This is a genomic window from Silvibacterium acidisoli, assembly GCA_022870745.1.
GTDB lineage: Bacteria > Acidobacteriota > Terriglobia > Terriglobales > Acidobacteriaceae > Silvibacterium.
Genome location: CP085323.1, coordinates 3,501,402 through 3,524,367 on the forward strand (window position 1 = coordinate 3,501,402; position 22,966 = coordinate 3,524,367).

Annotated in this window: 23 protein-coding genes; 11 read left to right on the forward strand and 12 right to left on the reverse strand. The window is 58.5% G+C overall.

All coding sequences use genetic code 11. From position 1 onward, the window contains the following. Window positions 1-38 precede the first annotated feature (38 nt). Window positions 39-1,856, reverse strand: a complete 1,818-nt coding sequence (locus LJD29_RS14635) for a SpoIVB peptidase S55 (RefSeq protein WP_446742286.1) — start codon at window positions 1,854-1,856, stop codon at window positions 39-41. Window positions 1,857-1,968: 112 nt separating this feature from the next. Between LJD29_RS14635 and LJD29_RS14640 the strand changes: the two genes are divergently transcribed. Further along, window positions 1,969-3,162 carry a VWA domain-containing protein gene (locus LJD29_RS14640; RefSeq protein ID WP_446742287.1) on the forward strand — a complete coding sequence of 398 codons (1,194 nt, stop codon included), beginning with the start codon at window positions 1,969-1,971 and terminating at the stop codon, window positions 3,160-3,162. A 188-nt stretch (window positions 3,163-3,350) separates the two neighbouring features. Here LJD29_RS14640 and LJD29_RS14645 read toward each other — a convergent pair whose 3' ends face one another. The 4 genes from LJD29_RS14645 to LJD29_RS14660 all read right to left on the reverse strand — a co-directional run bounded on the left by LJD29_RS14645 (window position 3,351) and on the right by LJD29_RS14660 (window position 8,400). Next, window positions 3,351-5,189, reverse strand: a complete 1,839-nt coding sequence (locus tag LJD29_RS14645) for an ABC transporter ATP-binding protein (protein WP_446742288.1) — start codon at window positions 5,187-5,189, stop codon at window positions 3,351-3,353. Window positions 5,190-5,497: 308 nt separating this feature from the next. Continuing rightward, on the reverse strand, window positions 5,498-7,105 hold the full coding sequence (locus LJD29_RS14650) for a flavin monoamine oxidase family protein (protein ID WP_446742289.1): 1,608 nt from the start codon (window positions 7,103-7,105) through the stop codon (window positions 5,498-5,500). A gap of 153 nt (window positions 7,106-7,258) precedes the next feature. Next, entirely contained in the window at window positions 7,259-8,221 is a 963-nt protein-coding gene (locus LJD29_RS14655) for an FUSC family protein (protein ID WP_446742290.1), read from the reverse strand. Next, a complete protein-coding gene (locus tag LJD29_RS14660) occupies window positions 8,218-8,400 on the reverse strand; it encodes a hypothetical protein (RefSeq protein ID WP_446742291.1) in 183 nt (60 codons plus the stop codon). The genes LJD29_RS14655 and LJD29_RS14660 overlap by 4 nt, the downstream gene beginning before the upstream one ends. Window positions 8,401-8,484: 84 nt before the next feature. On the opposite strand from LJD29_RS14660, the gene trxA reads away from it, so the two are divergent. Together trxA and LJD29_RS14670 are read left to right on the forward strand one after the other, a co-directional pair. Further along, entirely contained in the window at window positions 8,485-8,913 is a 429-nt protein-coding gene (gene trxA, locus LJD29_RS14665) for a thioredoxin (protein WP_446742292.1), read from the forward strand. 297 nt (window positions 8,914-9,210) lie between these two features. Continuing rightward, on the forward strand, window positions 9,211-9,969 hold the full coding sequence (locus tag LJD29_RS14670) for a TIGR00266 family protein (RefSeq protein WP_446742293.1): 759 nt from the start codon (window positions 9,211-9,213) through the stop codon (window positions 9,967-9,969). Window positions 9,970-10,084: 115 nt separating this feature from the next. On the opposite strand, the gene LJD29_RS14675 is transcribed toward LJD29_RS14670, so the two are convergent. After that, window positions 10,085-11,146, reverse strand: coding sequence for an NAD(P)-dependent alcohol dehydrogenase (locus LJD29_RS14675; RefSeq protein ID WP_446742294.1), 1,062 nt, complete (start codon window positions 11,144-11,146; stop codon window positions 10,085-10,087). 389 nt (window positions 11,147-11,535) lie between these two features. On the opposite strand from LJD29_RS14675, the gene LJD29_RS14680 reads away from it, so the two are divergent. Continuing rightward, window positions 11,536-11,811 (forward strand): hypothetical protein, encoded by a 276-nt coding sequence (locus LJD29_RS14680; RefSeq protein ID WP_446742295.1) that lies wholly within the window; start codon window positions 11,536-11,538, stop codon window positions 11,809-11,811. A 259-nt stretch (window positions 11,812-12,070) separates the two neighbouring features. Here the strand turns inward: LJD29_RS14680 and LJD29_RS14685 are convergent, their stop codons facing one another. The 6 genes from LJD29_RS14685 to arsM all read right to left on the reverse strand — a co-directional run bounded on the left by LJD29_RS14685 (window position 12,071) and on the right by arsM (window position 17,071). Further along, window positions 12,071-12,769 carry an alpha/beta fold hydrolase gene (locus LJD29_RS14685; protein WP_446742296.1) on the reverse strand — a complete coding sequence of 233 codons (699 nt, stop codon included), beginning with the start codon at window positions 12,767-12,769 and terminating at the stop codon, window positions 12,071-12,073. A gap of 107 nt (window positions 12,770-12,876) precedes the next feature. Continuing rightward, window positions 12,877-13,647, reverse strand: a complete 771-nt coding sequence (locus LJD29_RS14690) for a helix-turn-helix domain-containing protein (protein WP_446742297.1) — start codon at window positions 13,645-13,647, stop codon at window positions 12,877-12,879. Window positions 13,648-13,872: 225 nt separating this feature from the next. Next, window positions 13,873-14,484: a TetR/AcrR family transcriptional regulator gene (locus tag LJD29_RS14695; RefSeq protein WP_446742298.1), complete on the reverse strand. Its 612-nt coding sequence runs from the start codon at window positions 14,482-14,484 to the stop codon at window positions 13,873-13,875. Between the two features lie 103 nt (window positions 14,485-14,587). Next, the gene (locus LJD29_RS14700) at window positions 14,588-15,469 is read right to left on the reverse strand and encodes a hypothetical protein (RefSeq protein ID WP_446742299.1); all 882 of its coding nucleotides are present in this window, start codon (window positions 15,467-15,469) and stop codon (window positions 14,588-14,590) included. A gap of 311 nt (window positions 15,470-15,780) precedes the next feature. Continuing rightward, window positions 15,781-16,176, reverse strand: coding sequence for an arsenate reductase ArsC (locus tag LJD29_RS14705; protein WP_446742300.1), 396 nt, complete (start codon window positions 16,174-16,176; stop codon window positions 15,781-15,783). Between the two features lie 16 nt (window positions 16,177-16,192). Beyond that, on the reverse strand, window positions 16,193-17,071 hold the full coding sequence (gene arsM / locus LJD29_RS14710) for an arsenite methyltransferase (RefSeq protein WP_446742301.1): 879 nt from the start codon (window positions 17,069-17,071) through the stop codon (window positions 16,193-16,195). Window positions 17,072-17,141: 70 nt separating this feature from the next. Here arsM and LJD29_RS14715 point away from each other — a divergent pair, with 70 nt between their 5' ends. The 7 genes from LJD29_RS14715 (at window position 17,142) to pyrH (ending at window position 22,944) form a co-directional block, all read left to right on the forward strand. Further along, on the forward strand, window positions 17,142-17,552 hold the full coding sequence (locus LJD29_RS14715; protein WP_446742302.1) for an ArsR/SmtB family transcription factor: 411 nt from the start codon (window positions 17,142-17,144) through the stop codon (window positions 17,550-17,552). Beyond that, entirely contained in the window at window positions 17,552-18,637 is a 1,086-nt protein-coding gene (gene arsB / locus LJD29_RS14720) for an ACR3 family arsenite efflux transporter (RefSeq protein ID WP_446742303.1), read from the forward strand. The genes LJD29_RS14715 and arsB overlap by 1 nt, the downstream gene beginning before the upstream one ends. A gap of 540 nt (window positions 18,638-19,177) precedes the next feature. Further along, a complete protein-coding gene (gene rplM / locus LJD29_RS14725) occupies window positions 19,178-19,612 on the forward strand; it encodes a 50S ribosomal protein L13 (protein WP_446742304.1) in 435 nt (144 codons plus the stop codon). A gap of 19 nt (window positions 19,613-19,631) precedes the next feature. Then, window positions 19,632-20,027, forward strand: a complete 396-nt coding sequence (rpsI, locus tag LJD29_RS14730) for a 30S ribosomal protein S9 (protein WP_446742305.1) — start codon at window positions 19,632-19,634, stop codon at window positions 20,025-20,027. 153 nt (window positions 20,028-20,180) lie between these two features. Then, on the forward strand, window positions 20,181-21,071 hold the full coding sequence (rpsB, locus tag LJD29_RS14735; protein WP_446742306.1) for a 30S ribosomal protein S2: 891 nt from the start codon (window positions 20,181-20,183) through the stop codon (window positions 21,069-21,071). 158 nt (window positions 21,072-21,229) lie between these two features. Continuing rightward, the gene (locus tag LJD29_RS14740) at window positions 21,230-21,889 is read left to right on the forward strand and encodes a translation elongation factor Ts (RefSeq protein ID WP_446742307.1); all 660 of its coding nucleotides are present in this window, start codon (window positions 21,230-21,232) and stop codon (window positions 21,887-21,889) included. A gap of 350 nt (window positions 21,890-22,239) precedes the next feature. Beyond that, on the forward strand, window positions 22,240-22,944 hold the full coding sequence (pyrH, locus tag LJD29_RS14745) for a UMP kinase (protein WP_446742308.1): 705 nt from the start codon (window positions 22,240-22,242) through the stop codon (window positions 22,942-22,944). Window positions 22,945-22,966 lie beyond the last annotated feature (22 nt).

Below are 22,966 nucleotides of genomic sequence, written 5' to 3' on the forward strand. Positions count from 1 at the left end.
GTCCCATTCCGTTTGGGTGGAGGTTGGAGCCGCCTTCGCTATTTTACCCGCAGAGTGACCACTTGTTGACCGCTCAATACAGCGCCCATTTCCACAGACCCAAGCGGCACCGCCGATTCACCATTTAAAGTGAGGCTGCGATTGTCACGCAACGGCTCGAGGACATTCGCCATCGATAATGGCAGCGCGGTCAGCGTTCGCCCTTCGATGGAGGCCTGCGTCTCCGGCGCGAGCAATGTCACGTAAAGCCGGTCGTCAGTATGTTCGTTGTTGAGTTGTGCGATCGTCGCCGCTACATCGAGTGTAGGGCCGCCGATCTGCGGCGGCTGCATCAGCCTGTCAAGCGCGCTGCCGTCGCTTACCAGCAAGCGCACCGGACCATCCGGCAAGGTTGCCGGTAGCTTCACAGGAACGCGAACAGTCTTGCGATCGCTGCGCCACGGCCGCACGGTCGCTTCTATCGTGACCGTGTCACCAGCGTGTACGTCGCTCAACTCCGCCTGAGCCGATTCAATGGCGATGGTGTGGCGGCCGGGCAGCACATCGACGTGAATGTCGATGCCTTCAACTCTTGCCCTGCGGGCTGCATTTGCATACAGCCGGTTGAAGTGTTCACCAAGTGTGAGCGCAGCCATGAGGTTTGATGGAGCAAGATCGCTCGGCGCGGCAAGATTCTCAAACTTCACATCCGGGTAACCGGCGAGCTTGACCGTTCCACGCACGCGATAGGTCGTCTCCACGGCATAGCCGTTGTCTTCCATCAATCCCTGGAAGACCGACACCATCACCGCCATCGGAGTCACCTGGTCCTGGTCGATCACTTCAAGGTGCAGCGTTTTTGTCGGCGTGCCTTCGCGATCCAGATGCAGAGCCACAGGAATCATCTTCGCTTCGCGGCCAAACTCGCCACGAATCGCTGTCTCGCGATCCGCCGTGAAAGACCCGATAGTCGAAGTTGTGTTGATGATCTTGAATGCATTTAAAGGCGAAGGCAGAGTCGCCAGCACTTCGGCTCTGGTCATCGGCATCGAGATGGATCCGTATTGAGTAATCGGGTGCCCGCACGCCAGCAACTGCTTAGGATCGACGTAAGTCACGGTGCAGGTTGCGGCGATCTCCATATCGCCACGCACAATCTGTGCGCTTACGGCGGAGCCGGGCAGTACCGAACCGGGCGTTACTGCCGCCATCTTCATCGACTCGCTGGCCGAGCCTCCGATACCGGAGACACCGGTTAGGCCGAGGCTCTTCGCATGGTCATTCCAGAACGAAACAGCTTCCGCGCTGAATCCGCTGAAAACCAGCGGTGTTTCTATGGGGCGGATCGCGTCGGAGCCTGCGCCTGCGGCTACAGGCTTTGTCTCACTTTCTCCCGATTGCGACGCAACCAGCCGGTCGCCCCCACCACCCTCGCGCACCTGGAGCATCTCGCCGATAGGCGTAATACCGGCAATAGGTTCCTTGCTGAACTGGCCGATACGGTAGGAAAGCGCCCCTAACAATTTGCCGTCGATATATACGGGGCTGCCGCTCATGCCGGCGACTACGCCTGAGAATTCCGGCTTGGCGCCGTGCAGGCGGGCCAGAATCATGTCCTGCCCCGGACCGATGGCGCCGTGCAGCAACCCGATAATCTCGACATCCATCGCTTCGGGTTTGGTCCCTTCAAAAACCGTGTAAGCGGTTCCATGCAGCCCCCGCTTCACCTGGTCGAGAGGGAAGAAGCTTGTCGAGGGCGGAGGAGTGACCTCCGGCGAGGCCTGATCGAGCACACTTTGTGCCCGCGCGCCGAAGCCGGTGCCCAGCAGCGCCAGAAAAAGCGCTCCCGCGCGAATATCCAGTCGAGGGTTTTGCACGTCTTTAGAGTAGCCGCTTGCCGTCATCCCAGTAAAACCCTGTAATAGATTGTCGCTTGCCGGGAGTCGCCGGGCAGGCTCACAATCGAGTAGCCTTTAAGCCGAGGAAGTTATGACGCGCCTTGCCCCTGTCGTCCTTCGTACCGCCGTGCTGCTCTCGACCTCCGTCCTGACCTTTTCCCAGACTTGGGCCCAGACTCCGCCCCCCACTCCGACCGACCAGCAGCAAACGCAGCAGAAACCCGCGCAGCCTGATCAACAGGCCCCCGATGCCGGAGGACCCGGCGGTGACAACGGCTCCATCGCCATTCCGAAAAAGAAAGATGCGGACCAGCCGCCGCCACCTCCTCCACCACCCGCGCCGACCGTGAAGAACCCTCCGGGATTGCAGAACTTTTCCCTGCGCGTCGATGTGCCGGTTGTAACGGTAGATGTGGGCGTGCTGCTCGAGAAAACGCACCAGTTCGTACCTAATCTGAAGCAGCAGAACTTTCGCATCTGGGAAGACGGCAAGCCGCAGGATATTACTCATTTCCAGCAGGTCAAGGCGCCCATCACCGCTGTAATGCTGGTCGAGTTCGCCGCCAACAGCTATGCGTTTATCTATGACATGAGGAACGCGGCCTATACCTTCGCGCAGCAGCTCAGTCCCGACGACTACGTAGCCGTCATGACCTACGACATGCACACCGAGATACTGACCGACTTCACGCAGGACAAGCGGACCGTCTTCAACGCACTCAACACACTGACGATTCCGACATGGCGCGAGACGAATCTCTTCGATGCCCTTTACCAGACGCTCGACCGCCTCAGCCGCGTGGACGGACGCAAATACATCGTGCTGATCTCGTCAGGCCGCGACACCTTCTCGAAGATCACGCTCGACAAGGTGCTGCAGAAGATCAAAGCGACGCCGAATGTGACTATCTTCTCGATCGGAACCGGCCAGTTCGCGCGCATCATGAGCGAAAACCGCATGGGCCAGGTCCGCCAGATGGATTACCTGCAGGCCGACAACCAGATGACCACCTTCGCCCGCATGACCGGAGGCATGGCCTTCTTCCCACGCTTTGAAGGAGAACTTCCGGACGACTTCGGAGCCATCAACGAATCCATCCGCAACCAGTACGTGCTGACCTACACCCCGACGAACAACGCGCAGGACGGAACCTACCGCAAGCTGCACGTCGAGTTAGTGGACGACGAAGGCCACCCGTTGCGCATGCAGGACGAAAAGAAAAAGCCGCTGAAGTACGACATCATCGCAAGAGATGGATACCAGGCAAAGATGCCTGTGCAGTAGGCGATTTCGCTTGCCGCAGATGCGGGTGCCCCATCCAAGCTCGGCTTGGGTGGGAGCGATGTACTGAAAGCCCCACGCGCCTTGTCATTCCGAACGCAGTGAGGAACCTGCTGTTTCCTTGCCCCGCCAACATCCCAACACAGCAGGTTCCTCGTTTCACTCGGAATGACAAACTCATGGAGACGGTTTCAGAAAGTCTCAGAGTAATCCGACTGATCGTCGAAGACCTCCTCCTCAGCCTCATCCACCATCAGCCCCAGCGCCTGTCGCTCGAACAATCGGCGATAAACGCCGTCCTCGAGCTGCACCAGTTCCTCGTGCGTTCCTTCTTCAACCACGCGGCCGCGTTCGAAGACGAGAATGCGATCGAGCATCCGCACCGTCGAGAGCCGGTGCGCGATCACGATGGAAGTGCGCCCAGCCATCAGCCGCTCCATCGCCTGCTGAATCAGCGCTTCCGACTCCGAATCGAGGCTGGAAGTCGCTTCGTCGAGAACCAGCACCGGCGTGTTCGCCAGGAAGGCTCGCGCCAGTGCCACGCGCTGCCGCTCGCCTCCCGAGAGCTTCACGCCGCGTTCGCCTACCAGCGTCTGGTAGCCCTTCGGCTGGCGCTCGATGAACTCGTTCGCGTTGGCGAGTTGCGCCGCCTTCACGATCTCTGCCATCGGCGCATCCGGCCTGCCGTATGCAATGTTCTCGGCCAGCGTGCGATGAAAGAGGATCGGCTCCTGCGGCACCAGCGCCATCTGTGCGCGCAGCGACTCCTGCGTCACATGCGCGGTGTCCTGCCCGTCGATGACGATTCGTCCGCCGCCCACGTCGTAGAGCCGGTGCAGCAGCTTCACGAAGGTCGTTTTGCCGGAGCCGGAATGACCGACGAGTCCTACGCGTTCTCCCGCACGAATGTGCAGAGTGAAGTCGTTGAACAGCGGATCGGCATGCGCTCCATAACGGAAGGTCACATGGTCATAAACAATCTCGCCTTCACGAATGCGGATCGGCCTGGCGTCTGCCCGATCAAGAACGCCCAGCGGCTGCGAGTAGAAATGCACCATCTCTTCCATCTCGTTGGCCGAGCGCTGCATGTTGCGCACATGCTGCCCAATATCGCGCAGGTAAGCATGCACAATGAAGTAGCTGGTCAGTACAAAGGCCATGTCGCCGGCGGTTGCGTGACCCTGCCACCACTGCCACACCGCGTAGAGCAGCACCACCGTGCGCAAACCCTGCAACAGCAGCGTCTGCAGACTGCCGTTGAGTGTCGCGTGGATCCACGTTCGCGCCGTGCGGCTGTGCCACTTGTTCAGTGTCTTTGCGAGGCGCGTGTCTTCGCGTCCTTCAGCGCCAAAGGACTTCACCACTGCGTTGCAGGTGATCGCATCGGCCATGGATGCGCCGATGCGCGTGTCTTGTATATTCGACAGCCGCGCCGCCGGAGCCACATAGTAGAGCGACAGAGAGATCGCGATGGCGATATACGCCAGCGAACCTATCGTCACCAGCAGACCCATGCCCGGCCAGCGCAGGCCCAGCAGCAGCGCGAGACCTACCAGCACCAGTACAGCGGGCAGCAGTTCGAGCAGCAGGATGTCGTCCATCGTGTCGACGGCCCACATGCCGCGCGTGATGCGACGCACGATCGCGCCGGCAAAGTTGTTTGCGTGCCAGTCGGTCGAGAAACGCTGCACGCGCCAGAAGGCTTCGCCTGCAAACCGCGACATCAGCCGCAGCGTCAGCCGAATGATTCCGCGCATTCCGACGTAGCGCAGCACCGCGTATGCCGCGCCCAGCAGCAACATCATGATGATGGCGTACAGCGCGTCGTGCAACTGCTGCGAGCGGCCGGATGCGTGCTTCGCGATCGCGTCTACCAGCCTGCCTGAATAGATCGGCATCAGCAGGTCCGCACCTGTCGCCAGCATCATCGATGCCGCGATCCACAGCACCATCCATCGTTCGCGCCGCCAGTGGCGCAGCAGAAATGTCAGCACTTCACGGATTGTGTTGTTGTTTGAACTTTCGCTCATAAGAAAACTCGCTGAAAAATGAGAGACCACGGACACAAATGCTTCCGGATCGATCAAGTTAGAAAGAGGAGTAGCGGAGACCGCCTTCAGGCTGCGCGGAAGAAACTGGTTCTAGCTGCGCGAGACGCCGGGAAGGAACACGGCCGGGACATTGGGATCGCCGGGAGTATTTATCATCTTCATGGTTCCTTCCTTTCGTCGAAGTAGAGCCGTAGTGTAGCAGAGTTTTTGAACAAAGCCTCTAACTTTTTACCATTCCGAATGACAAGGATGGATTATTAAGAGCGCGGATGTGTGAGGTAACCGCTCTAAGCGTTCTTCGCAATCCGCTCATTCAACATGCGAATTGCTCTCAAACTACTCAGCGCCGCGCCTTCCTGCCAGCCCACGAGATAGCTCACATAGTCGCCGATGAAATAAACCGATCCGTCGGGTTGCAACAGGGTTCGATAACCCGCGTTGGCATGATCGCCGCCCCTGCGAGTTCCAACCGCGTCGCTGTCTTCGCGCTGCGGCTGGTGCGGACCGTACGAGTTGATCCACGAGCCTTCAAGATGCGGCACAAGATGCCAGCCAATGTAGACAGGCTTCTCCAGCTCTTTCCCGTGGCCCGGATGCAGCTTCTCGACCGACGCGCGCGAGGCTTCGAATTTTTCGGGGAGGCTCATCCTGTCGAGCGGAGTTCCTTTGGCCGCACCATAGCCTGAGAGCAGGACGCCGCGATCGGTGAAGAAATCGGCCGAAGGCAGCCAGACCGGCGACAAACCCTCTTCGACATATTCAAGTCCACCATAGATGTTCTCGTCCTGCTCCCAGAAGCGGCGGCTCTCCCAGGCAATCTTGCAGTAGCCGTCGTAGTCGCACTCGTCGATGACCTTTTTGTATGGAGCGGAGAGGTTATTCGGAATTTTGCGCAGCAGGTGCAGAGGCATTGAGGTAAAACAGTAGTCTGCTTCAAGGGTCTTCTCGTGACCCTTCTGCGTGTAGGTCGCACGCACGCCGTGATCCATCTTTTCAAGCCGTGTCACCACCGAGTTGTACTGCACGGTCTTGCCCAGTTCGCGTGCGAATGCGTGAGGAATGCTGTCCATACCGCCGACCGGCTGAAACATCGTCGCCTGCCATGCATATGACTCCTCGGCTAACAGATCGTTCCAGAAGTGGCCATCGAGCAGCGTATGCATCGAAAGCGGTTTGCTGAGAAGGCCATCATCTTCACCCGCGCCAGGATCGGTCGCATAACCTGCTCTCTCCGAGCCCACATAACGGCCGTCCTTCGTAAGCGGGCCATAGCTCTTCAGGAAAGCGAGCATACGCTCTACATCTTCTTTCGATAGCTCCTGGTCGAGCTCGCCGGAACGGAGAGCCTTTTCGAGCAGCTCTGCCACGTGCCCGCGTGTGTCGTTCATCGCCTGGCGTTGCACGATGGGCTTGCCGCCGTTGACTGCGTCATTCTGCAGCCGGGTGCTGCGTGAGGTGTTGACTTCAACTTCAAGAGGGATGCCCAGCTTTCTGCAGTAGCCAAGCATGGTGCGATGATTCGAAGGCAGGCGCGCAGGACCTACATTCTGATAGTGGCCCGCGTCGAAGCTACATCGCTGGGTCGTTCCATCGGTGAAGGCGACCTCGTCACCGCCGCGAATCGTCCAGTTGCGGCCTCCGGGTCTCGACAGCGCTTCGAGTACAGTGCAGTGGTAGCCAAGCGCGCGTAGTTCATAGGCGGCAACCAGTCCGGAGATGCCGCCGCCAAGAATCACAACCTTTACGCCACGGCCTGTGGCAGGATCGCCTTTGATCGTCTCTGCTTCGAGGCTTGCGGCAGGAATGACGCCAAGCGCGCGCATGCTGACATAAGCCGCGCCCAGACCTCCAGCCTGTGCGATGCGCGAGAGAAAGGTTCGTCGTGTCAGGGCCATGAACTCTCCATCTGCTACGAAGCAGTTCCGGAGAAATAGAGATCGGCGCACGCCGTAGCCGTGGGCTACAGCCGCTCATTTCAAGCGGACCCTGCTGTACTGTTTGGAGAATCATAATCCAGCTTGCGCAAAATCCAAGCCGGAAACTGGGGCTTAGTGCGACGGCAGAGCCACTTCTTCTGTCGGGCTGCTAAGCACCTGTTGTACCCGTTTTCGCGTTCGGAAGATAACGATCAGTCTCACCGTCAAGGCCAGGCCGCCGCCTATCGCTGTGCACATCACGCGGCGATGAGCGATATCCATTTCGGGGAGTTTCGTGAGCGAGAGCAGGAACACGATATAGCCGGTCAGGAACATTGCAAAGAGCGCGTAATTTACGTTCAGGGTCGCGTAAGAAAGCCATGCGAAGACTACAGTGAAGACGGCCAGTGTTACCGGAGAGGGCGTAAAGTGGGCGACAAACATGCTTATCAGCCATGCTCCGGCCATCGTGCCCACCGTGCGGGCAATGGCGCGGCGGACGGTATCGGCAAAGCCTGGCTTCAGCACCAGCAGGGCTGTCATCGGAATCCAGTAGCCGCTGGCAAAGTGCATGCGGCGATAGATTTCGGTGCTGACGCCGAGCGTGATCGCCAGCCGGATGGCATAGGGCATCACCGAATCGGCAAAACGGTGCTGGCGCAGATCGCTGACTGCCTCCGAGAGCGCATCCCGCAGCGCGAGCTGCTCGGCAATTACGTAGCCGACGAGGGAATTGAGGTCTCGGCGCAGCTCAGAGAAAATCCGCAACAGCAGGCTGCTGCTCAATACCTGGATCGCACCGCCCGCCAGCATCAGGCAGGCGCGAACCGCTGCCGCCCGCGGCGAAAAGGGGAAGGCGGAGCCGACCAGCAGCGTGGTGACGCACTGCTGCGCCACCCAGCCGTATCCGGCCTCGCGCCGTGTGAGCATCCCATAGCCGAATCCCCAGGCTATGACAATCGGTATCAGCGTGAAGTTCGCGTGACCGGCGACCATGCCCAGGAAGACAGAGAAGGCTATGCCGAAAGAAGCAAATATCATCGGCAGCAGGCGCGAATTCCCGATAATCTGCTTGGCGCCGAATCCCACCGTCATGGCGCCGCCGCAGAGATCAGCGCAGCGCCGGGGTGTCCGGCGGCGAAACCGATGACCAGGCAAAGAGCCACAGGAAGGACAAAAATGAGATCAGCGCGAAAGCTGCGCTTGTCCCATTCAAAGAGATAACTGTCAGAAAGATAATCACGAGCGATGGAGCGGGCCGTAGCTGTTGCCATACTCTTCTAGGATGGCACGGCGGCGACCTCCTGCACGCCCGCGCATCGAACTAATGGAAAGCTATCCTCGAAGGAAGCACGAACATGCCAGCCATCCGAACCTGCCGCAATTGCAAAGCGAAGAACCGCATTCCCGTCACCCACCTGGCCGATACCGGCCGCTGCGGAGCCTGCAAGGCAGATCTGCCTCCGGTCGATGAACCGCTTCAGGCGGATGCCGCGCTCTTCGACGAAGTAATCCAGAATGCAAAAGTGCCGGTGCTCGTCGACTTCTGGGCGGACTGGTGCGGCCCCTGCCATATGGCTGCGCCGCAGGTCGCCATCGCCGCCGGGAACATGAAGGGGAAGGCCATCGTCCTCAAAGTCGATACGGAGAAGTATCCGCAGGTCTCGGCGCGTTACAACGTGCGCGGCATCCCCAACTTCATCGTCTTTCGCGATGGCAAGCTGGTGAACCAGCAGGCCGGAGTCGTCGGACACGAGCAGATGGAGGCCTGGCTGCGCCAGGCTTAATCTCGCTGCTTCCATTTGAGTTGTCATACGGGTTCCTCGTTGCACCCGGAATGACAATGCAGAGAATGATGCGGGTCAGAAAAGGATACGGGTGCCCCATCCATGACAGTTTCATCGTCATGGATGGGTCTGCGACGGTCTCCTGACGGCCCATCCATGACCAACCCCGGGTCATGGATGGGGCACCCACCCGCTTCAGCGGTCGAGGTAAGCACTCTGGGCACCCCCAAACGCAGCCCATTCGTCACATCGGGATAAAATGCACTGGTAAATTCAGCAACGCCGGGAGTGCGTCACATGCAAAGTCGTATCGTCGGCACCACGATGCCGGTTCTGGAATTCCTGCTCGAACCCAACGAGTCCGTCATTTCCGAGGCAGGCGAGCTTTCCTGGATGTCGCAGAGCATCCAGATGACCACCCACACGCAGATGGCCGGAGGCGGAGGCTTCCTCGGCGCGCTCAAGCGTGTCGCCGGAGGCGGCAGCCTCTTCATGACTGAATACCGCGCCTTCGGTGCCCAGGGCGAGGTAGCCTTTGCCACCCACGTTCCCGGACACATCGTTCCCATCGAGGTCGGCGCGGGCCGCGAGCTGCTCATCCATCGCCACGGCTTCCTATGCGCCACGCCCGCAGTTCAGCTCGGCGTAGGCTTCCAGCAATCGCTTGGAGCAGGTATCTTCGGCGGCGACGGATTCCTGCTGCAGAAGGTCTCGGGGCAGGGAATGGCCTGGCTTGAGCTGTCTGGAGAAGTCGTCCAGCGCGATCTGCGCCCCGGCGAAACCCTGCGGGTACACCCCGGCCACGTTGGAGCCTTCGAGGGCTCGGTTTCCTTCCAGATCACCCGCATCAGCGGCATCCGCAACATGATCTTCGGCGGAGACGGCATCTTCCTCGCCGCCCTCACCGGCCCGGGCCGCATCTGGCTCCAGACCCTGCCACTGCCGCGCCTCGCACACGCACTGCAGCCCTACCTGCCGACCGAAGTCGCCGAGCGCGCCGAAGGCGGAGTGGTCGGAGGCATCGTAGGCTCGGTGCTTTCGAACCTGGGACGCTAGTCCGCAAACGAACCCTCGGGTGCCCCATTCATGCCGCAGCCTCATCGCGGCATGAATGGGGTGTCACAGCTTCTAAGGCCATGTTTCAGACGGGGAAGATCCTACCCCAGGCGCTCTAGAGTGTGATGACTGCACGTCCAACAATCTCTCCTCCGCGAAGCAGGTCGATATATTCGTTGACGTTTTCCAGCTTTCCGAGCTTGAGGGTATGGCGGATCTTTCCCTGTTCAGCCAGCGACATCACCTCGCAAAGATCGTTGTAGTTGCCCCAGAAGGAGCCGTGATAGGTATATTCGCGAGCGACAAAAGGGAAGAGCGGCAGGTTGATCCTGTCACCGACGAGGCCGACGGAAGCGTAGTGGCCGCCGGGTGCGAGCAGACTGAAGCCGAGGGCGATCATATCCTCAGCACCAGCGCAGTCGATGACGGCGTCCAGTTCGCCCTGTCCGACTCCTTGCGATAATTCTTTGCGGATGGCGTCTGTCGATTTGCCCTGGATGTTGACGATGTAGTCGGCTCCATAGTCCTTCGCGATCGCGAGTTTTTCGTCGTTGCGTGCGAAGGCGACGATCTTCGAGCCGCCGGACATAAGCTTCGCGTACTGCACTCCATACGTGCCGAGGCCGCCAATCCCGAAGACGGCGAGGATGCGTCCGGGGCCAAGAGCGCCCGCATCGCGCAGCTTTTTGATGCCGCGATAGGGTGTCAGCCCTGCGTCAGTGAGCGGAGCCAGTTCCTCTGGCTTCAGGTTAAAGCGTTTGTCGACCTTGATGAGATATCTCTCCGGCACTGGCAGGTATTCGCTGTAGCCACCATACGGCCCGAAGCCGGGCCAGCGTCCATGAACGCAGATGTGGGTGTCGCCTTTCTGGCAGAGCCGGCAGGTGCCATCTCCCCACCCACCGACTACGACGACCAGATCGCCTTCGCTGAAGCGGCCGCCCTTGGCGACAAGACTGCCAACCTTATCGATCTCTCCGGCGATCTCGTGGCCCGGAGTCAATGGAAACGTGGAATGCGCGTACTTCGCGAAGTACCCGTCGACCAGTTGCATGTCAGTGCGGCACATGCCGGCAGCTTTGACTTTTAATAGAACTTCATCCGCGGCAATATCAGGAATGGGCACATCTTCGAGGAGCAACGGTTGTTTATATCCGTGCATGCGTACAGCTCTCATGAGTTATCTCCTTATTTTGTCTTTCCCGTTCGAGACAAAATCCTGCAAGGCGCTGGCGGATGTTCCGTAAGCTCGTTCGAGAGTGGGCCGGAATGCTGTGGGCGGAATCATAGTACCGGTAATGCGGTCTGTAAACAGCCCACCTCGCCGGGTGCCCATTCATGACGCCGCCTCATCGCGGCATGAGTGGGCTAACACCATTTTCGAAAAAGCATGTAGCAGGAAGGTCTTCGCCGCGACCAGGGAGGAGCTGGTTTTATAGTTGACAGCGGCATGAACTTATATGTATGCCTTAGCGCTCTTACTATCTCAGCAGTTTCCGCCTGGTAAGACATTCAATACTCGGGCCAGATTCCGGGCCATGCACCTAAGTTCATTCGGAGGTGTCTATGAGAATCTGCTTCACAATCAACGGCAAAACACACTGTTACTGGATACCGATCTATCTCTACCCGATCCAGATTCTGAAGCCCCATCCTCCAGAAAACTACGACTATCTTGTTGCCGACGCCACCATCGTTGCGACCATTGCAGACCTGGCGACCAGGCTGTCTGACAAGAAGGCGGGAGAAGCCATTTACGGCGGCGTTCAGCACGCCGTCAAAGCGATGCAGGCGCACGCAGGCCAGGGCGTCGAGATTCAGTTGGCTTCCGAGAGAGGCTAGAATTCGCCGGATGACGGATCGAAACACGGTGGCCCATTTACAAAGCCGCCAACACGATAAGTGCCCCATTCCATCGCGCCGACGACGCCCTCCGCCCGATCGATGGGGCATGCCTTTGCCTGGCGCCAGACGGTAGCTCGGAACTATGCCGCCTGCTAGCTCATCCATTGACGCCAGGTACCCCATTCATGCCGCTACTTCATCGCGGCATGAGTGGGGCGCCTGCATCGGGTCGCGTTTTACAGTTCTCGAAGCCGATCTATCGGGTGCCCGAGGCGGCGTCTTCGATAACTTTTGCTACCTCTTCGGGATGAGAAAGCATTACAACGTGGCTCGAAGGCAGTGTCGTCGTCGTTGCGTTAAGCTGTTTGGCCATGCTTACCTCGTGTTCAGGTGCAATCATGCGATCGTTGCTGGCAACGATGTACCATGACGGCTTGCTGTGCCACGCTGCCTGTGTTGGCTGAGCTCCAAAGATCGAGCCCGATGTCTGCGGCTGAGCTGCCGTCAGGAGTGCTTTTTCCTCCGTCGTCAAATCCTGGGCAAAATCGGTCTCGATGCCTTCCGCGGACAGAAGGATGAAGCCATCCCCTACCGGAATGGCCGTCTGTGGGCCGGGCGGTGGTGGAAAAGGCTTGCTGATCTCCACAATGGACTGGCCGGCATCGGGGGCGAAGGCTGCCACGTAGACCAGCGCTGAAACCTTGGGGTCGTTGCCTGCCTCTGTGATGATGACACCGCCGTACGAATGGCCGACCAGGGTAACCGGGCCATCCTGCGCGGCAATGGCGCGCTTCGTGGCCGCAACGTCCTCTTGAAAAGTCGTAAGCGGGTTGGATACAGCGGTGACCTTGTATCCCTTGGCCAGCAGAAGGGGGATTACTTTAGACCAGCTCGATCCATCGGCAAACGCACCGTGGACCAGGACGATATTTTTGGATTGATTGGCTTCGGACATGAGTACTCCTTCGTGGGGCCATTAGAACGATGACCGCTCATGCCGATTCTGATCGGGAAGCCCGCGAAAACCGTTACCGGATATTGCGGTGCCTTGCCCTTCCTTGCTTATTGTTGGGCGGAGTTCCGGAAGGCTGATGGTGTAACGCCTACCGCGCGGCGAAAAGCCCGCGAGAAGTGACTTACATCCTCAAACCCCACGCCGATTCCGATCTCCGACACCGTGAGAGCGCTGACCCTAAGCAGATGCCTCGCTCGCTCCATGCGGCGATCCAGCACATACTGCGCCGGGGTGGACCCCAGGCTGCCCTTGAAGCTACGCAGAAAATGAAAGGGGCTCAGCCCGGCTGTCGCCGCCAGATCGGCTAACGAAATCTGCTGGTGCAGGTGGGTTTCGGCATAGGCTTGTACGGCGCGAACCTGTTTCGGCGCTAAACGTGGTCCAGTCTTTGTCGTCGTTGCTATGGCCCTGGCATGCTGGCAGGTCGCAAGTGCAATCGCCGTGGCGATGCATTCCAGCGCGATGCCATCTGGCGTGCTCGGATCGTTGCTCTCATGCATCAAGGCTCGCATCAGGTGGTTGATCGCCGGTGGACAGACGTTGAGCGAGTGCATGATGGGCATCGATGCTTTCCCGTCGGAGGACTGGACCATGCGATCAAAGGTTGCCGGGTCAAACGCCAGCGCCACGCCTTCCACGTTCCTCTCGAAGCGGACCTGGTGCCTGCTTCCCTGGGGCATCACCCACAGAGCACCGGGACGAATCCAGCGCAACCCCGAAAATTCAGGGCTCTTGATCTCTGCCTGCGCTGCTGGTCCGGTGTAGAGGAAAAGGTTGTGCTGCAGCAGTTCTCTTTCGCAGAACTCGGTCGGTTCCACCGCGTGATGCTCCACATGCAGCCCTCGTGCCGCCAGACCAGGATGCCTCCGCACCACCCGCGGAACAATGGGCAGGATCTGGTTTCCCTCTAAAACTGAAATTAAGCCCGTCACGCTTCGTGTCCCCTCGATAAGCAGTGCCCTTCTTCTGAGGATTCTCAGGCAAATCCACGAAGGCTGCAAAAGCACGCGCTGGCGATGGAAGCATCCAGCGAATTGGGAAGATCAATCGATTCCAAAAAGCTTATCGAAAACGATCGCGGCAATATGCTCAACATCTGCTGCTTCGAAGAGCGCAGGATCGAAAGTTTTCTCAAGCTGAAGTGCATGCAGAATCGTAAACGACGCGTGGACGGCTTTTGTGCGAGAGAGCGATCCGATGGTTTGCTCGGGTTTTCCTAAACGGTTTGTATACTCAGCCTCTTCGTTCTCTGGGAGGATGCGCCTGTAGACCTCAGAGAGCCGCTCACGCGCGTTGGGGTGACGGATGGTGTAGAGCTTGAACTCCAGGATGAGAAGGCTCCATGTGTTATCGCTTGCAAGCGAGACAAGATATTGCCTGAGAATTCGCACGTTTTCTTCCGTCGAAGATGAACGCTCTAACAAAACTCTCATTGCGGAGCGCCGGCGAAGAGCATTTGCTTCAACCAGTGCGAGAAAGATCTCCTCTTTGCTCTTGAACTGGCCATAGATTGCGCCCTTGGTCCTGCCAGCCAGCTCGGCTATCTCGGCGAGGTCTGCTTTCTCGTAACCATCACGTACGAAGATCTTCTCCGCTGCCTTGAGCAGGAGATCTCTGGTTTCCCTTGTGCGCTGTTCGTGTTTTGTTATCTTCACCGGTTTCACGTCAACCGATATAGTAGCCGACCGGTCATGCCTTGCAGCATCTTGCGCGATGCTGCGTTCCTGTACCTGCATTTACGCCCCTGGCCTCCAGGTTCTACGAGTGTGTGTTGGGATCGAGCTTCGCGGGGGTAACAGAAGACCGGAGAATCGTGTTGTACTGCTTCGCCAGCTTCTTCGCGACAGCATCCGCTACCGCAGTGCTCTCCGATTGGGTCCGCACTGAGGCCTTTATCTGTTCGTTCTTCGCTGCACCCGTCACGGCATCTTTATAGGTCACATCGAAACCCATCTGAGTCGCACCCGTGAACATCCCGATCGGCCCGGTCGCCGCCCGGACCACTTGGTTACCTTTCCTGTAGGTATCGATAGCGATCTTGATGGTGAACTGGGGGCAGGTAGTGCCGAGGCTGAGGTCGCCGACGCGATAGACCCTCCCCGCACCTTTTGCGGCCTTCAGGCGCGCGATGACATGCTCATAGACGAGCGCTCTGTATGCGGCGGGAACCTCGACACGGTCCCAGTCGGGCATCTCCACATAGACGCTACGAGGGTCGACTGAATTTGCACCGCATGCCGTTACATCGCTAAAAGGATGTTGCGGGTGCGGAAGTGTTCCGAAGCGTTGCAGCGCAAGATCTGCCTGCCCCGCTGGAAGATAAAAGACGGCGGAATGCCTTTCGCCGCGCGTATCGGCAAACTCTACTGTCAACATATCAACCCGGTGGTGCATGACAGCTGCGGCGGCAAGGCCGCCTCCCTCCGGAATAGCCATCCGCAGGATAGTGCCACCGGTTCCCCATAGCTCAACCCGGTCGCTTCCGGCGCTCACGGCGGTGATGAGGTTACGCGGGATCGATGTGTTGAAGTATTTGCTCGTGAAGGTGAACTTGCTGTCGTCAAGAGTGAGTGTCCCTTTGATCTTTGGTTTGATATCCGGAAGTCCGAAGGCGTGCGTGACGTCAGAGGATTGCCACAAGATCTCCTCGGATGGCGGAACGGTCCGAGTTTTCTGAATTTCCTGTGCAAACGCAAAAGATGATAGGTGGACGATAAGGCATACGACGGTAGACAAAACGAATCGTGGGTTGAAGCAAGACATCGGCACGACCTCCAAAGTCGTACCAGTAGGTATATATTTATGAGTATGTGATGTAAAGATAGAAAGGATGTGGCGGCTCAAAAAAGGACTTGCGCAGCTCGCGGGTCCGCCAGGTACCCCATTCATGACGCAGCCTTATCGCGACATGAGTGGGATGGCACAGATTCCGAGAACGGCGTCTATGGGTACTAATCGGCCTCGGATCGTATAAGGCCCTCTACTCTCCGCTTCACTTCGTCGCGAATTACTCGCACCTCGGCCAACGGCAGCCCTTTGGGATCACGCAATGGCCAGTCGTCACGCTTTAGTCCGGGCACAAAGGGACACTTCTCGCCGCAGCCCATCGTGATGAGCAGGTCAGCAGCAGCGGCCAGTTCTTCGGTGAGCTTCTGAGGCTGGGCCTCACTCAGGTCGATCCCGACCTCGCGCATCGCCTCCAAAACTTCGGGATGAACGCGAGTGCCGGGTTCCGTGCCTGCCGATACCGCATGAGCCTGTAACGGATCGGCTAGCGCGTTGAAGAAAGCAGCGGCCATCGGCGAACGACCGGCGTTATGAACGCAGGCAAAAATTACAGTCTTCATCGTCTGTCCTGTTCTGTTAGGTGCGAGGCTTAATGGCGTAAACCTTCACGCTCGCTGCAGCTTGATTCACGTCGTAGGTATCCAGCAATGCCGTCAGGTCTTCGTGAAGGGTCGTGGCCGTGGACTCCGGTGCACAGCATGTTTCCTGAACCACAGCAAACAGGTTGGACTCTTCCATCGCAGGCGAGCAGCACCCCGCCTGATTCTCGACCTTCTTGTATGCGTTCAGGTCGGAACCGCTATCGACGATCTCCACATACTCAAAGCCTGCCTTCAGAAGTTCTTCGCGGTAGGCATCGATGCGGATGGCTCCAGCGATGCAGCCGACATAGGCAGCAAGACTGGAGGCAATAGCCTCCGGCAGGTCGCCTTTCAGCGCGATGTCGCTTACGGCCATTCGCCCACCGGGCTTGAGGATGCGTGCGATCTCGCGGAAGACAGCAGGCTTATCCGGCACGAGGTTGAGAACACAGTTGGAAATGACGCAATCCGCTGACGCATCGGGCAGCGGGATGTTGTCGATGCTGCCCAGGTGGAACTCGACGTTGGTGTAACCGCCCTTCTCTGCATTTGCCCGAGCGCGTTCGATCATGGCAGCGGTCATGTCAATGCCGATGGCTTTGCCCGTCGGCCCGATCTGCGGGGCGGCAAGGAACACATCCAGTCCGCCGCCCGAGCCAAGGTCCACAACCACCTCACCGGGACGCAGGTTCGCGGTGGCCGTTGGATTACCGCACGAAAGCCCCATGTTGGCCTCTGCCGGGATGGAGGTCAGCTCTGCGGCGCTATAGCCAAAGGCTTCCGCAACAGCCTTCACCCCCGCATCATTGCTGGATAAAGTGCTCTCCGCGACTGCACCATATTTCGCCTTGACTGCATTCTGAATCTCCGCCATGCGCCACCTCAGATTCGCTTTTGCGAATATATTCCTTGCGGTCATATTCGTCAAAGCGTATACATTTCTTATGGCTCGTAAGGCTGAGTTCAACATGGAGCAGTTCTTCCAGGCGCTCGGGGATAACACCCGCCTGCGCCTGCTCAACCTCATGGGAGAGCAGGAGGTCTGCGTCTGCTACTTCGTGGAGATTCTGGATGCTCCGCAGCCGAAAATTTCCCGCCATCTTGCATATCTGCGCAAAGCGGGCATTGTGTCCGCGCGGCGCGAAGGTAAGTGGATGCACTATCGCATCGTGATGCCGCCGCACGTCGGCGCAATGCAGATTCTTCGTCAGACGCTCGCCTCGCTCAAGGAAGAAAAATCCATGCAGGCAGACTTGGCACGCCTGACAAAAGCCTGCTGTGCCCCTGCGAAGTACGCTCTCGAAGGCGCACCCATTCCGGCGTCTGTCACTGAACCCTGCTGTGAGACTTGCTGATGCCAACGATTCCTTTAACGCAAGGCCAAATCTGCGCCCCTGCTGTCCGGAAGCGGCTGTCGTTCCTTGATCGCTTCCTGACGCTCTGGATCTTTCTCGCAATGGTCATCGGCGTTGGCATCGGGCACTTCGTTCCGTCATCCGCTGCCTTTGTGAACCGCTTTCAGAGTGGGACAACGAACATTCCCATAGCCATCGGCCTCATCATCATGATGTTTCCGCCTCTGGCAAAGGTCCGTTACGAAAAGCTAGGTGAGGTTTTCCGCAACAAGCGCGTACTGGGGCTATCGCTCATCCAGAACTGGCTCATCGGCCCCGTGCTTATGTTCCTGCTGGCCATTTTCTTTCTGCGCAGCGAACCAGCTTACATGCGCGGTTTGATCCTGATCGGCATTGCGCGTTGCATCGCGATGGTGCTCGTCTGGAATGAGCTGGCCGAAGGCGACACGGACTACGTTGCCGGACTCGTTGCCATCAACAGCGTCTTTCAGGTGCTGTTCTATAGCGTCTATGCATGGCTCTTCCTCACTGTTCTGCCGAAGTGGTTCGGACTCACCGGAAGCGTTGTTTCGATTAGCATCGCCGACATTGCAAAGAGCGTTGGCCTTTATCTGGGAGTTCCGTTCGCTGCCGGATTTCTGACCCGGTTCGTCCTGATCCGGTTCAAAGGCGAAGAATGGTACAGAACCCGATTCGTACCGCGCATCAGCCCGCTCACACTCGTGGCGTTGCTGTTCACCATCCTTGTGATGTTCTCGCTCAAGGGCGACCTGATCGTTCGGCTGCCGCTCGATGTAGTGAAGATCGCGGTTCCTCTGGTGATCTATTTCCTTGTCATGTTCCTCGTAAGCTTCTTCATGGGCAAGCGACTCGGCGCAGACTACGCACAATCCGCAACGCTATCCTTCACTGCTGCTGGCAACAACTTCGAATTGGCGATTGCCGTGGCAGTTGCGGTCTTCGGCCTCAACTCAGGCGAGGCATTTGTCGGTGTTGTTGGGCCGTTGATCGAAGTGCCAGCACTCATCGGACTTGTGAATGTAGCGTTCTGGTTAAGGGGTAGACTCTACACCAGCGCAGATTAGTCCCGTGATGCCGGCATATCGTCACCGACCCTCAATCAAAAGAGGCCGATCCATAACCTTCGATACGTGCCTTGCTCTGGTTTTTCAGAATGGGGAAATCGGCGGGAACCGCACCAGTAACCCCGCAGGACCGGACGTGCGGAGGTTTTGCACAGGCTATGCAGCTTATATGGCGGCTAAATCATTTGAAATCAGTAAAAATGCGCCTGCACACTGCGTGGAAAGACAGGGTAGAATGACCACAGAATGCAATTCAATCCGCCCCTAAACCTGGGCAGATTGACTGATTCGAGTCTTGTGTGAATCTTCGTTGACTCTGAATCGGTATTCCCGTATTCTAAAGTCCTTGCGCAGTCTGCGTCTGCCCTGCTATGTGCAGGAGCGAACAGAGACAGACGTGGATAGACCCGGACAGGGTTTCAGTTGCGCCAACTCACGCGAACAGACGTAGTCGATCCGCGGAGAAATTTTTAACCGCGTTGGACGCATTGCGTGAGCATTTGCGTGTTTGCGCTAGCAATGCTCAGGAGAGAGTAAGCGATGTCGACATATATTCCGAGCTCGCACGAGATCGATCGTAAGTGGTTCCTGGTAGACGCCAGCGGTAAGACGCTGGGCCGCCTCGCCACCGAGGTTGCCAGCGTGCTCGCCGGTAAGCGGAACCCCAAGTACGTGCCTTACATCGATATGGGCGACCATGTCGTGGTTGTGAATGCGGAGAAGATTCGCCTGACTGGCCTGAAGGGCAGCCAGAAGGTTTATCGCCGTTACACCGGCTTCCCGGGTGGTCTGCGCGAAGAGTCGTTCGTTCGCCTCCTCGAGCGCAAGCCCGAACAGATCATTGAAGAAGCAGTCAAGGGCATGCTGCCCAAGACCAAGATGGGACGCAAGATGGTCTCCAAGCTTCAGGTTTACAAGGGTGACAAGCACCCGCACGCGGCCCAGAATCCTCAGCCGCTCGAAATCAACGCATAACGGGAAGTCAGGATAAAGAATGGCAGATTTGGTTCAGTACTACGGAACGGGACGTCGCAAGTCGGCAATCGCGCGCGTGTTTCTGCGCCCCGGCAGCGGCAATTTTCAGGTTAACGACAAGCCGATCGAAACCTACTTCGTCACCGAGCAGCAGCGCTTTTCGGCGCGCCGCCCGCTGTCGCTGGTCGAGCTGGCTTCGTCCTTCGATGTCGTAACCACGGTTCGCGGCGGCGGCGTGAGCGCCCAGGCCGATGCCGTCAAGATGGGCATTGCCCGCGCCCTGACCGAGTTCAACGCTGAACTGCGCAAGACGCTGAAGGCCGATGGACTGCTTTCGCGCGATGCCCGCGCCAAGGAACGCAAGAAGTACGGCCAGAAGGGCGCTCGTAAGCGCTTCCAGTTCAGCAAGCGCTAGTCGCTGGCTGCATTTCTGGGCGAAGTTGGTTTTGGGGGCTCCGGGCATTGCGCTCTGAGCCCTGAAGACTGTAGTCGGAGTTCAATTTCCCTAGCGGGAACAAGAGGGAATCAATCCTGGCGGGAGCCAGGATGCAGTCCACAAGGAGGCTGTTTGGCCACTATCACCATGAAGGAGCTGCTCGAAGCTGGCGTACACTTCGGGCATCAGACGAAGCGCTGGGATCCACGCATGAAGGAATACATCTTCGGCGAGCGCAACGGCATTTACATCATCGACCTGCAGAAAACCTTGAAGATGTTCAAGGAAGCCAGCAAGTACGTCACTGACCTGACGGCTGCCGGCAAGGTCATCCTGTTCGTCGGCACCAAGCGCCAGGCGCAGGATGCGATCGCGGAAGAAGCGACCCGCTGCGGCATGTTCTACATCAACCAGCGCTGGCTGGGTGGACTGCTCACCAACTGGGTCACCGTGCAGAAGTCGGTGAAGCGCCTTCAGGAACTGGACGAAATGGCCACGGACGGCCGCTATGACCTTCTGACCAAGAAGGAAGTCATCAAGCTCGAGCGCGAGCGCAAGCACCTCCAGGCGAACCTCGCCGGCATCAAGAACATGCGCCGCCTGCCCGACGCACTGTTCATCGTCGATTCGAACAATGAAGCGATCGCCGTCAAGGAAGCCCGTAAGCTCGGTATCCCGGTTGTCGCCGTCGTCGACACAAACTGCGATCCGACCGTGGTCGACATGGTTATCCCCGGTAACGACGACGCGCTGCGCGCCATCCGCCTCTTCACCTCCAAGATCTCGGACTCCGTGATCGAGGGTGTGCAGATGGCCGGTGACAAGCAGCTGGCCGAAGTGACCGGCGCCGTCGCCGACCTGCAGGGTGCAGCCGAAGGCGAGGCCGTTGAAGGTGCGACGGAAGCCACTGCAACCGAGGGTGAGGACGTCGATCTTGAAGCAGCTCTTGGCGGCGGAATCCGCAAGGCTCCTTCGGTGGTCGCAGCCCTGGACGATGCAGAGGCAGCGGAAAGCAGCTTATAAACTTTGCGTGCGGTGTTGCCACCGCGGGAAGTTGAAGGAAGGCGTGGCTGCTTCATTCGAAGGGCCACGCTTTCTTTGCGTTTGGCCGCATTGACCGCCTGTTAACCAGCAGAGTGGTGCGGCTATGGGAATCTATCAGTAAAGGAACAGGGATAAGGATGTCTACGGTGACTGAGAAAATCGATGCAAAGCTCGTAAAGCAGCTGCGTGACAGCTCGGGCGCGCCTATGGGCGACTGCCTCAAGGCCCTCCAGGAAGCGAAGGGCGACATGGAAGAGGCATTCGTCGTCCTGCGCAAGCGTGGCATGGCGTCGGCAGCCAAGAAGGCCTCGCGCAGCACCAACGAGGGCGCGGTGGGAACCTACATCCACGCTGGCGGCAAGATCGGCGTGCTGCTCGAAATCAACTGCGAGAGCGACTTTGTTGCCCGCACCGAAGATTTTCAGGAGCTGCTGAAGGACATCGCCATGCACATTGCGGCGACCGATCCCCGCTACATCCGCCGCGAAGACGTGACCTCTGCCGACCTCGAGCGCGAGAAGGAAGTTTACCGCGCCCAGGCTGCCGCGACCGGCAAGCCGGCTCCGGTGGTCGAGAAGATCGTCGAAGGCAAGATGAGCAAGTTCTACGAGGAAGTCTGCCTCCTCGAGCAGCCCTTCATCAAGGAGCAGTCGGTTGCCATTAAGGACCTGATCGCCACCAAGGTCGGCAAGCTCGGAGAGAACATCTCCGTCAGCCGCTTCGCCCGCTTCAAGGTCGGCGACCCGAACTGGACCGTTGCCCAGGTCAAGGCTTCTGAAGAAGCCGCTGCCGAGTAACTGGCAGCGAGAGCCCCTAAAAGCCCGGACGATTGTCCGGGCTTTTGCTTTCTGGTACTAAAGCTGGATGGGCAGTTGGGCCAATTCAGGAAAATCAGATGTTCAGCATAAGATCCGCTGACAAGGCGCTCGATCGGCCCTTTGCAGATACTAGGATACCCGCTGCCCCCGGACGGCTTCACCTGGGCGGTCGGCCAGAAGACTTTCTGTCCAGCCTGTCGCTATCTTGAACCTCCCGCCGCTTGATCGACGGCCGCCTGGGGAGTTTGGACTGTAATCTGAAGGTAGTTACACTCCTGACAACATTCCCCGTTTCAGCCAGCCCATGCTCATGCGATACTCACAAAGGAATGTACAAACGGATTGTCTTAAAGCTTTCGGGGGAAGCTCTTGCCGCTGGTAAGGGCTTTGGCGTGGATGTCACGAAGGTGCACGAGGTAGCGGCCGAGATCGCTCAGGTGCACGCAATGGGAACAGAGGTCGCCCTGGTGGTTGGCGGCGGCAACTTCTTCCGCGGAGTCGCCGAGCAGGCCAAGTCCATGGATCGTGTCTCCGCCGATAACATGGGCATGCTGGCCACCGTCATCAACGCGCTGGCCGTTCAGGACGCTGTCGAGAAGCAGGGTCTGCATTGCCGGGTCATGTCGGCCATTGAAATGAACCAGCTCGCCGAGCCCTACATCCGCCGCCGGGCCATCCGCCACCTTGAAAAGGGTCGCGTGGTGATCTTCGCCGCCGGTACCGGTAACCCCTATTTTTCGACCGATACCGCTGCCTCGCTCCGTGCCATGGAGATCAAGGCAGACGTTCTGCTGAAGGCGACCAAGGTCGAGGGCATCTACAACGCCGATCCGGTGGTTACCAAGGACGCCGTCAAGTTCGACCAGATCAGCTACATGGAGATTCTTCGCCTGGGTCTCAAGGTCATGGACACTACCGCGGTCAGCCTTTGCCAGGACAACAATATGCCCATGATTATCTTCAACATGAACGAGCCCGGGAATATCCGCCGCGTCGTGGCCGGAGAAAAAATCGGTTCTCTCGTCACGGCCTGAGACGCGATCCCGATTTCGCGCG

What these genes read in the sequence shown, in the direction of transcription:
- LJD29_RS14640 (WP_446742287.1), top strand. Translation starts at nt 1,969, where the DNA reads ATGACGCGCCTTGCCCCTGTCGTCCTTCGTACCGCCGTGCTGCTCTCG.
- LJD29_RS14645 (WP_446742288.1), bottom strand. Translation starts at nt 5,189, where the DNA reads ATGAGCGAAAGTTCAAACAACAACACAATCCGTGAAGTGCTGACATTT.
- LJD29_RS14650 (WP_446742289.1), bottom strand. Translation starts at nt 7,105, where the DNA reads ATGGCCCTGACACGACGAACCTTTCTCTCGCGCATCGCACAGGCTGGA.
- LJD29_RS14655 (WP_446742290.1), bottom strand. Translation starts at nt 8,221, where the DNA reads ATGACGGTGGGATTCGGCGCCAAGCAGATTATCGGGAATTCGCGCCTG.
- LJD29_RS14660 (WP_446742291.1), bottom strand. Translation starts at nt 8,400, where the DNA reads ATGGCAACAGCTACGGCCCGCTCCATCGCTCGTGATTATCTTTCTGAC.
- trxA (WP_446742292.1), top strand. Translation starts at nt 8,485, where the DNA reads ATGCCAGCCATCCGAACCTGCCGCAATTGCAAAGCGAAGAACCGCATT.
- LJD29_RS14670 (WP_446742293.1), top strand. Translation starts at nt 9,211, where the DNA reads ATGCAAAGTCGTATCGTCGGCACCACGATGCCGGTTCTGGAATTCCTG.
- LJD29_RS14675 (WP_446742294.1), bottom strand. Translation starts at nt 11,146, where the DNA reads ATGAGAGCTGTACGCATGCACGGATATAAACAACCGTTGCTCCTCGAA.
- LJD29_RS14680 (WP_446742295.1), top strand. Translation starts at nt 11,536, where the DNA reads ATGAGAATCTGCTTCACAATCAACGGCAAAACACACTGTTACTGGATA.
- LJD29_RS14685 (WP_446742296.1), bottom strand. Translation starts at nt 12,769, where the DNA reads ATGTCCGAAGCCAATCAATCCAAAAATATCGTCCTGGTCCACGGTGCG.
- LJD29_RS14705 (WP_446742300.1), bottom strand. Translation starts at nt 16,176, where the DNA reads ATGAAGACTGTAATTTTTGCCTGCGTTCATAACGCCGGTCGTTCGCCG.
- arsM (WP_446742301.1), bottom strand. Translation starts at nt 17,071, where the DNA reads ATGGCGGAGATTCAGAATGCAGTCAAGGCGAAATATGGTGCAGTCGCG.
- LJD29_RS14715 (WP_446742302.1), top strand. Translation starts at nt 17,142, where the DNA reads ATGGCTCGTAAGGCTGAGTTCAACATGGAGCAGTTCTTCCAGGCGCTC.
- arsB (WP_446742303.1), top strand. Translation starts at nt 17,552, where the DNA reads ATGCCAACGATTCCTTTAACGCAAGGCCAAATCTGCGCCCCTGCTGTC.
- rplM (WP_446742304.1), top strand. Translation starts at nt 19,178, where the DNA reads ATGTCGACATATATTCCGAGCTCGCACGAGATCGATCGTAAGTGGTTC.
- rpsI (WP_446742305.1), top strand. Translation starts at nt 19,632, where the DNA reads ATGGCAGATTTGGTTCAGTACTACGGAACGGGACGTCGCAAGTCGGCA.
- LJD29_RS14740 (WP_446742307.1), top strand. Translation starts at nt 21,230, where the DNA reads ATGTCTACGGTGACTGAGAAAATCGATGCAAAGCTCGTAAAGCAGCTG.
- pyrH (WP_446742308.1), top strand. Translation starts at nt 22,240, where the DNA reads ATGTACAAACGGATTGTCTTAAAGCTTTCGGGGGAAGCTCTTGCCGCT.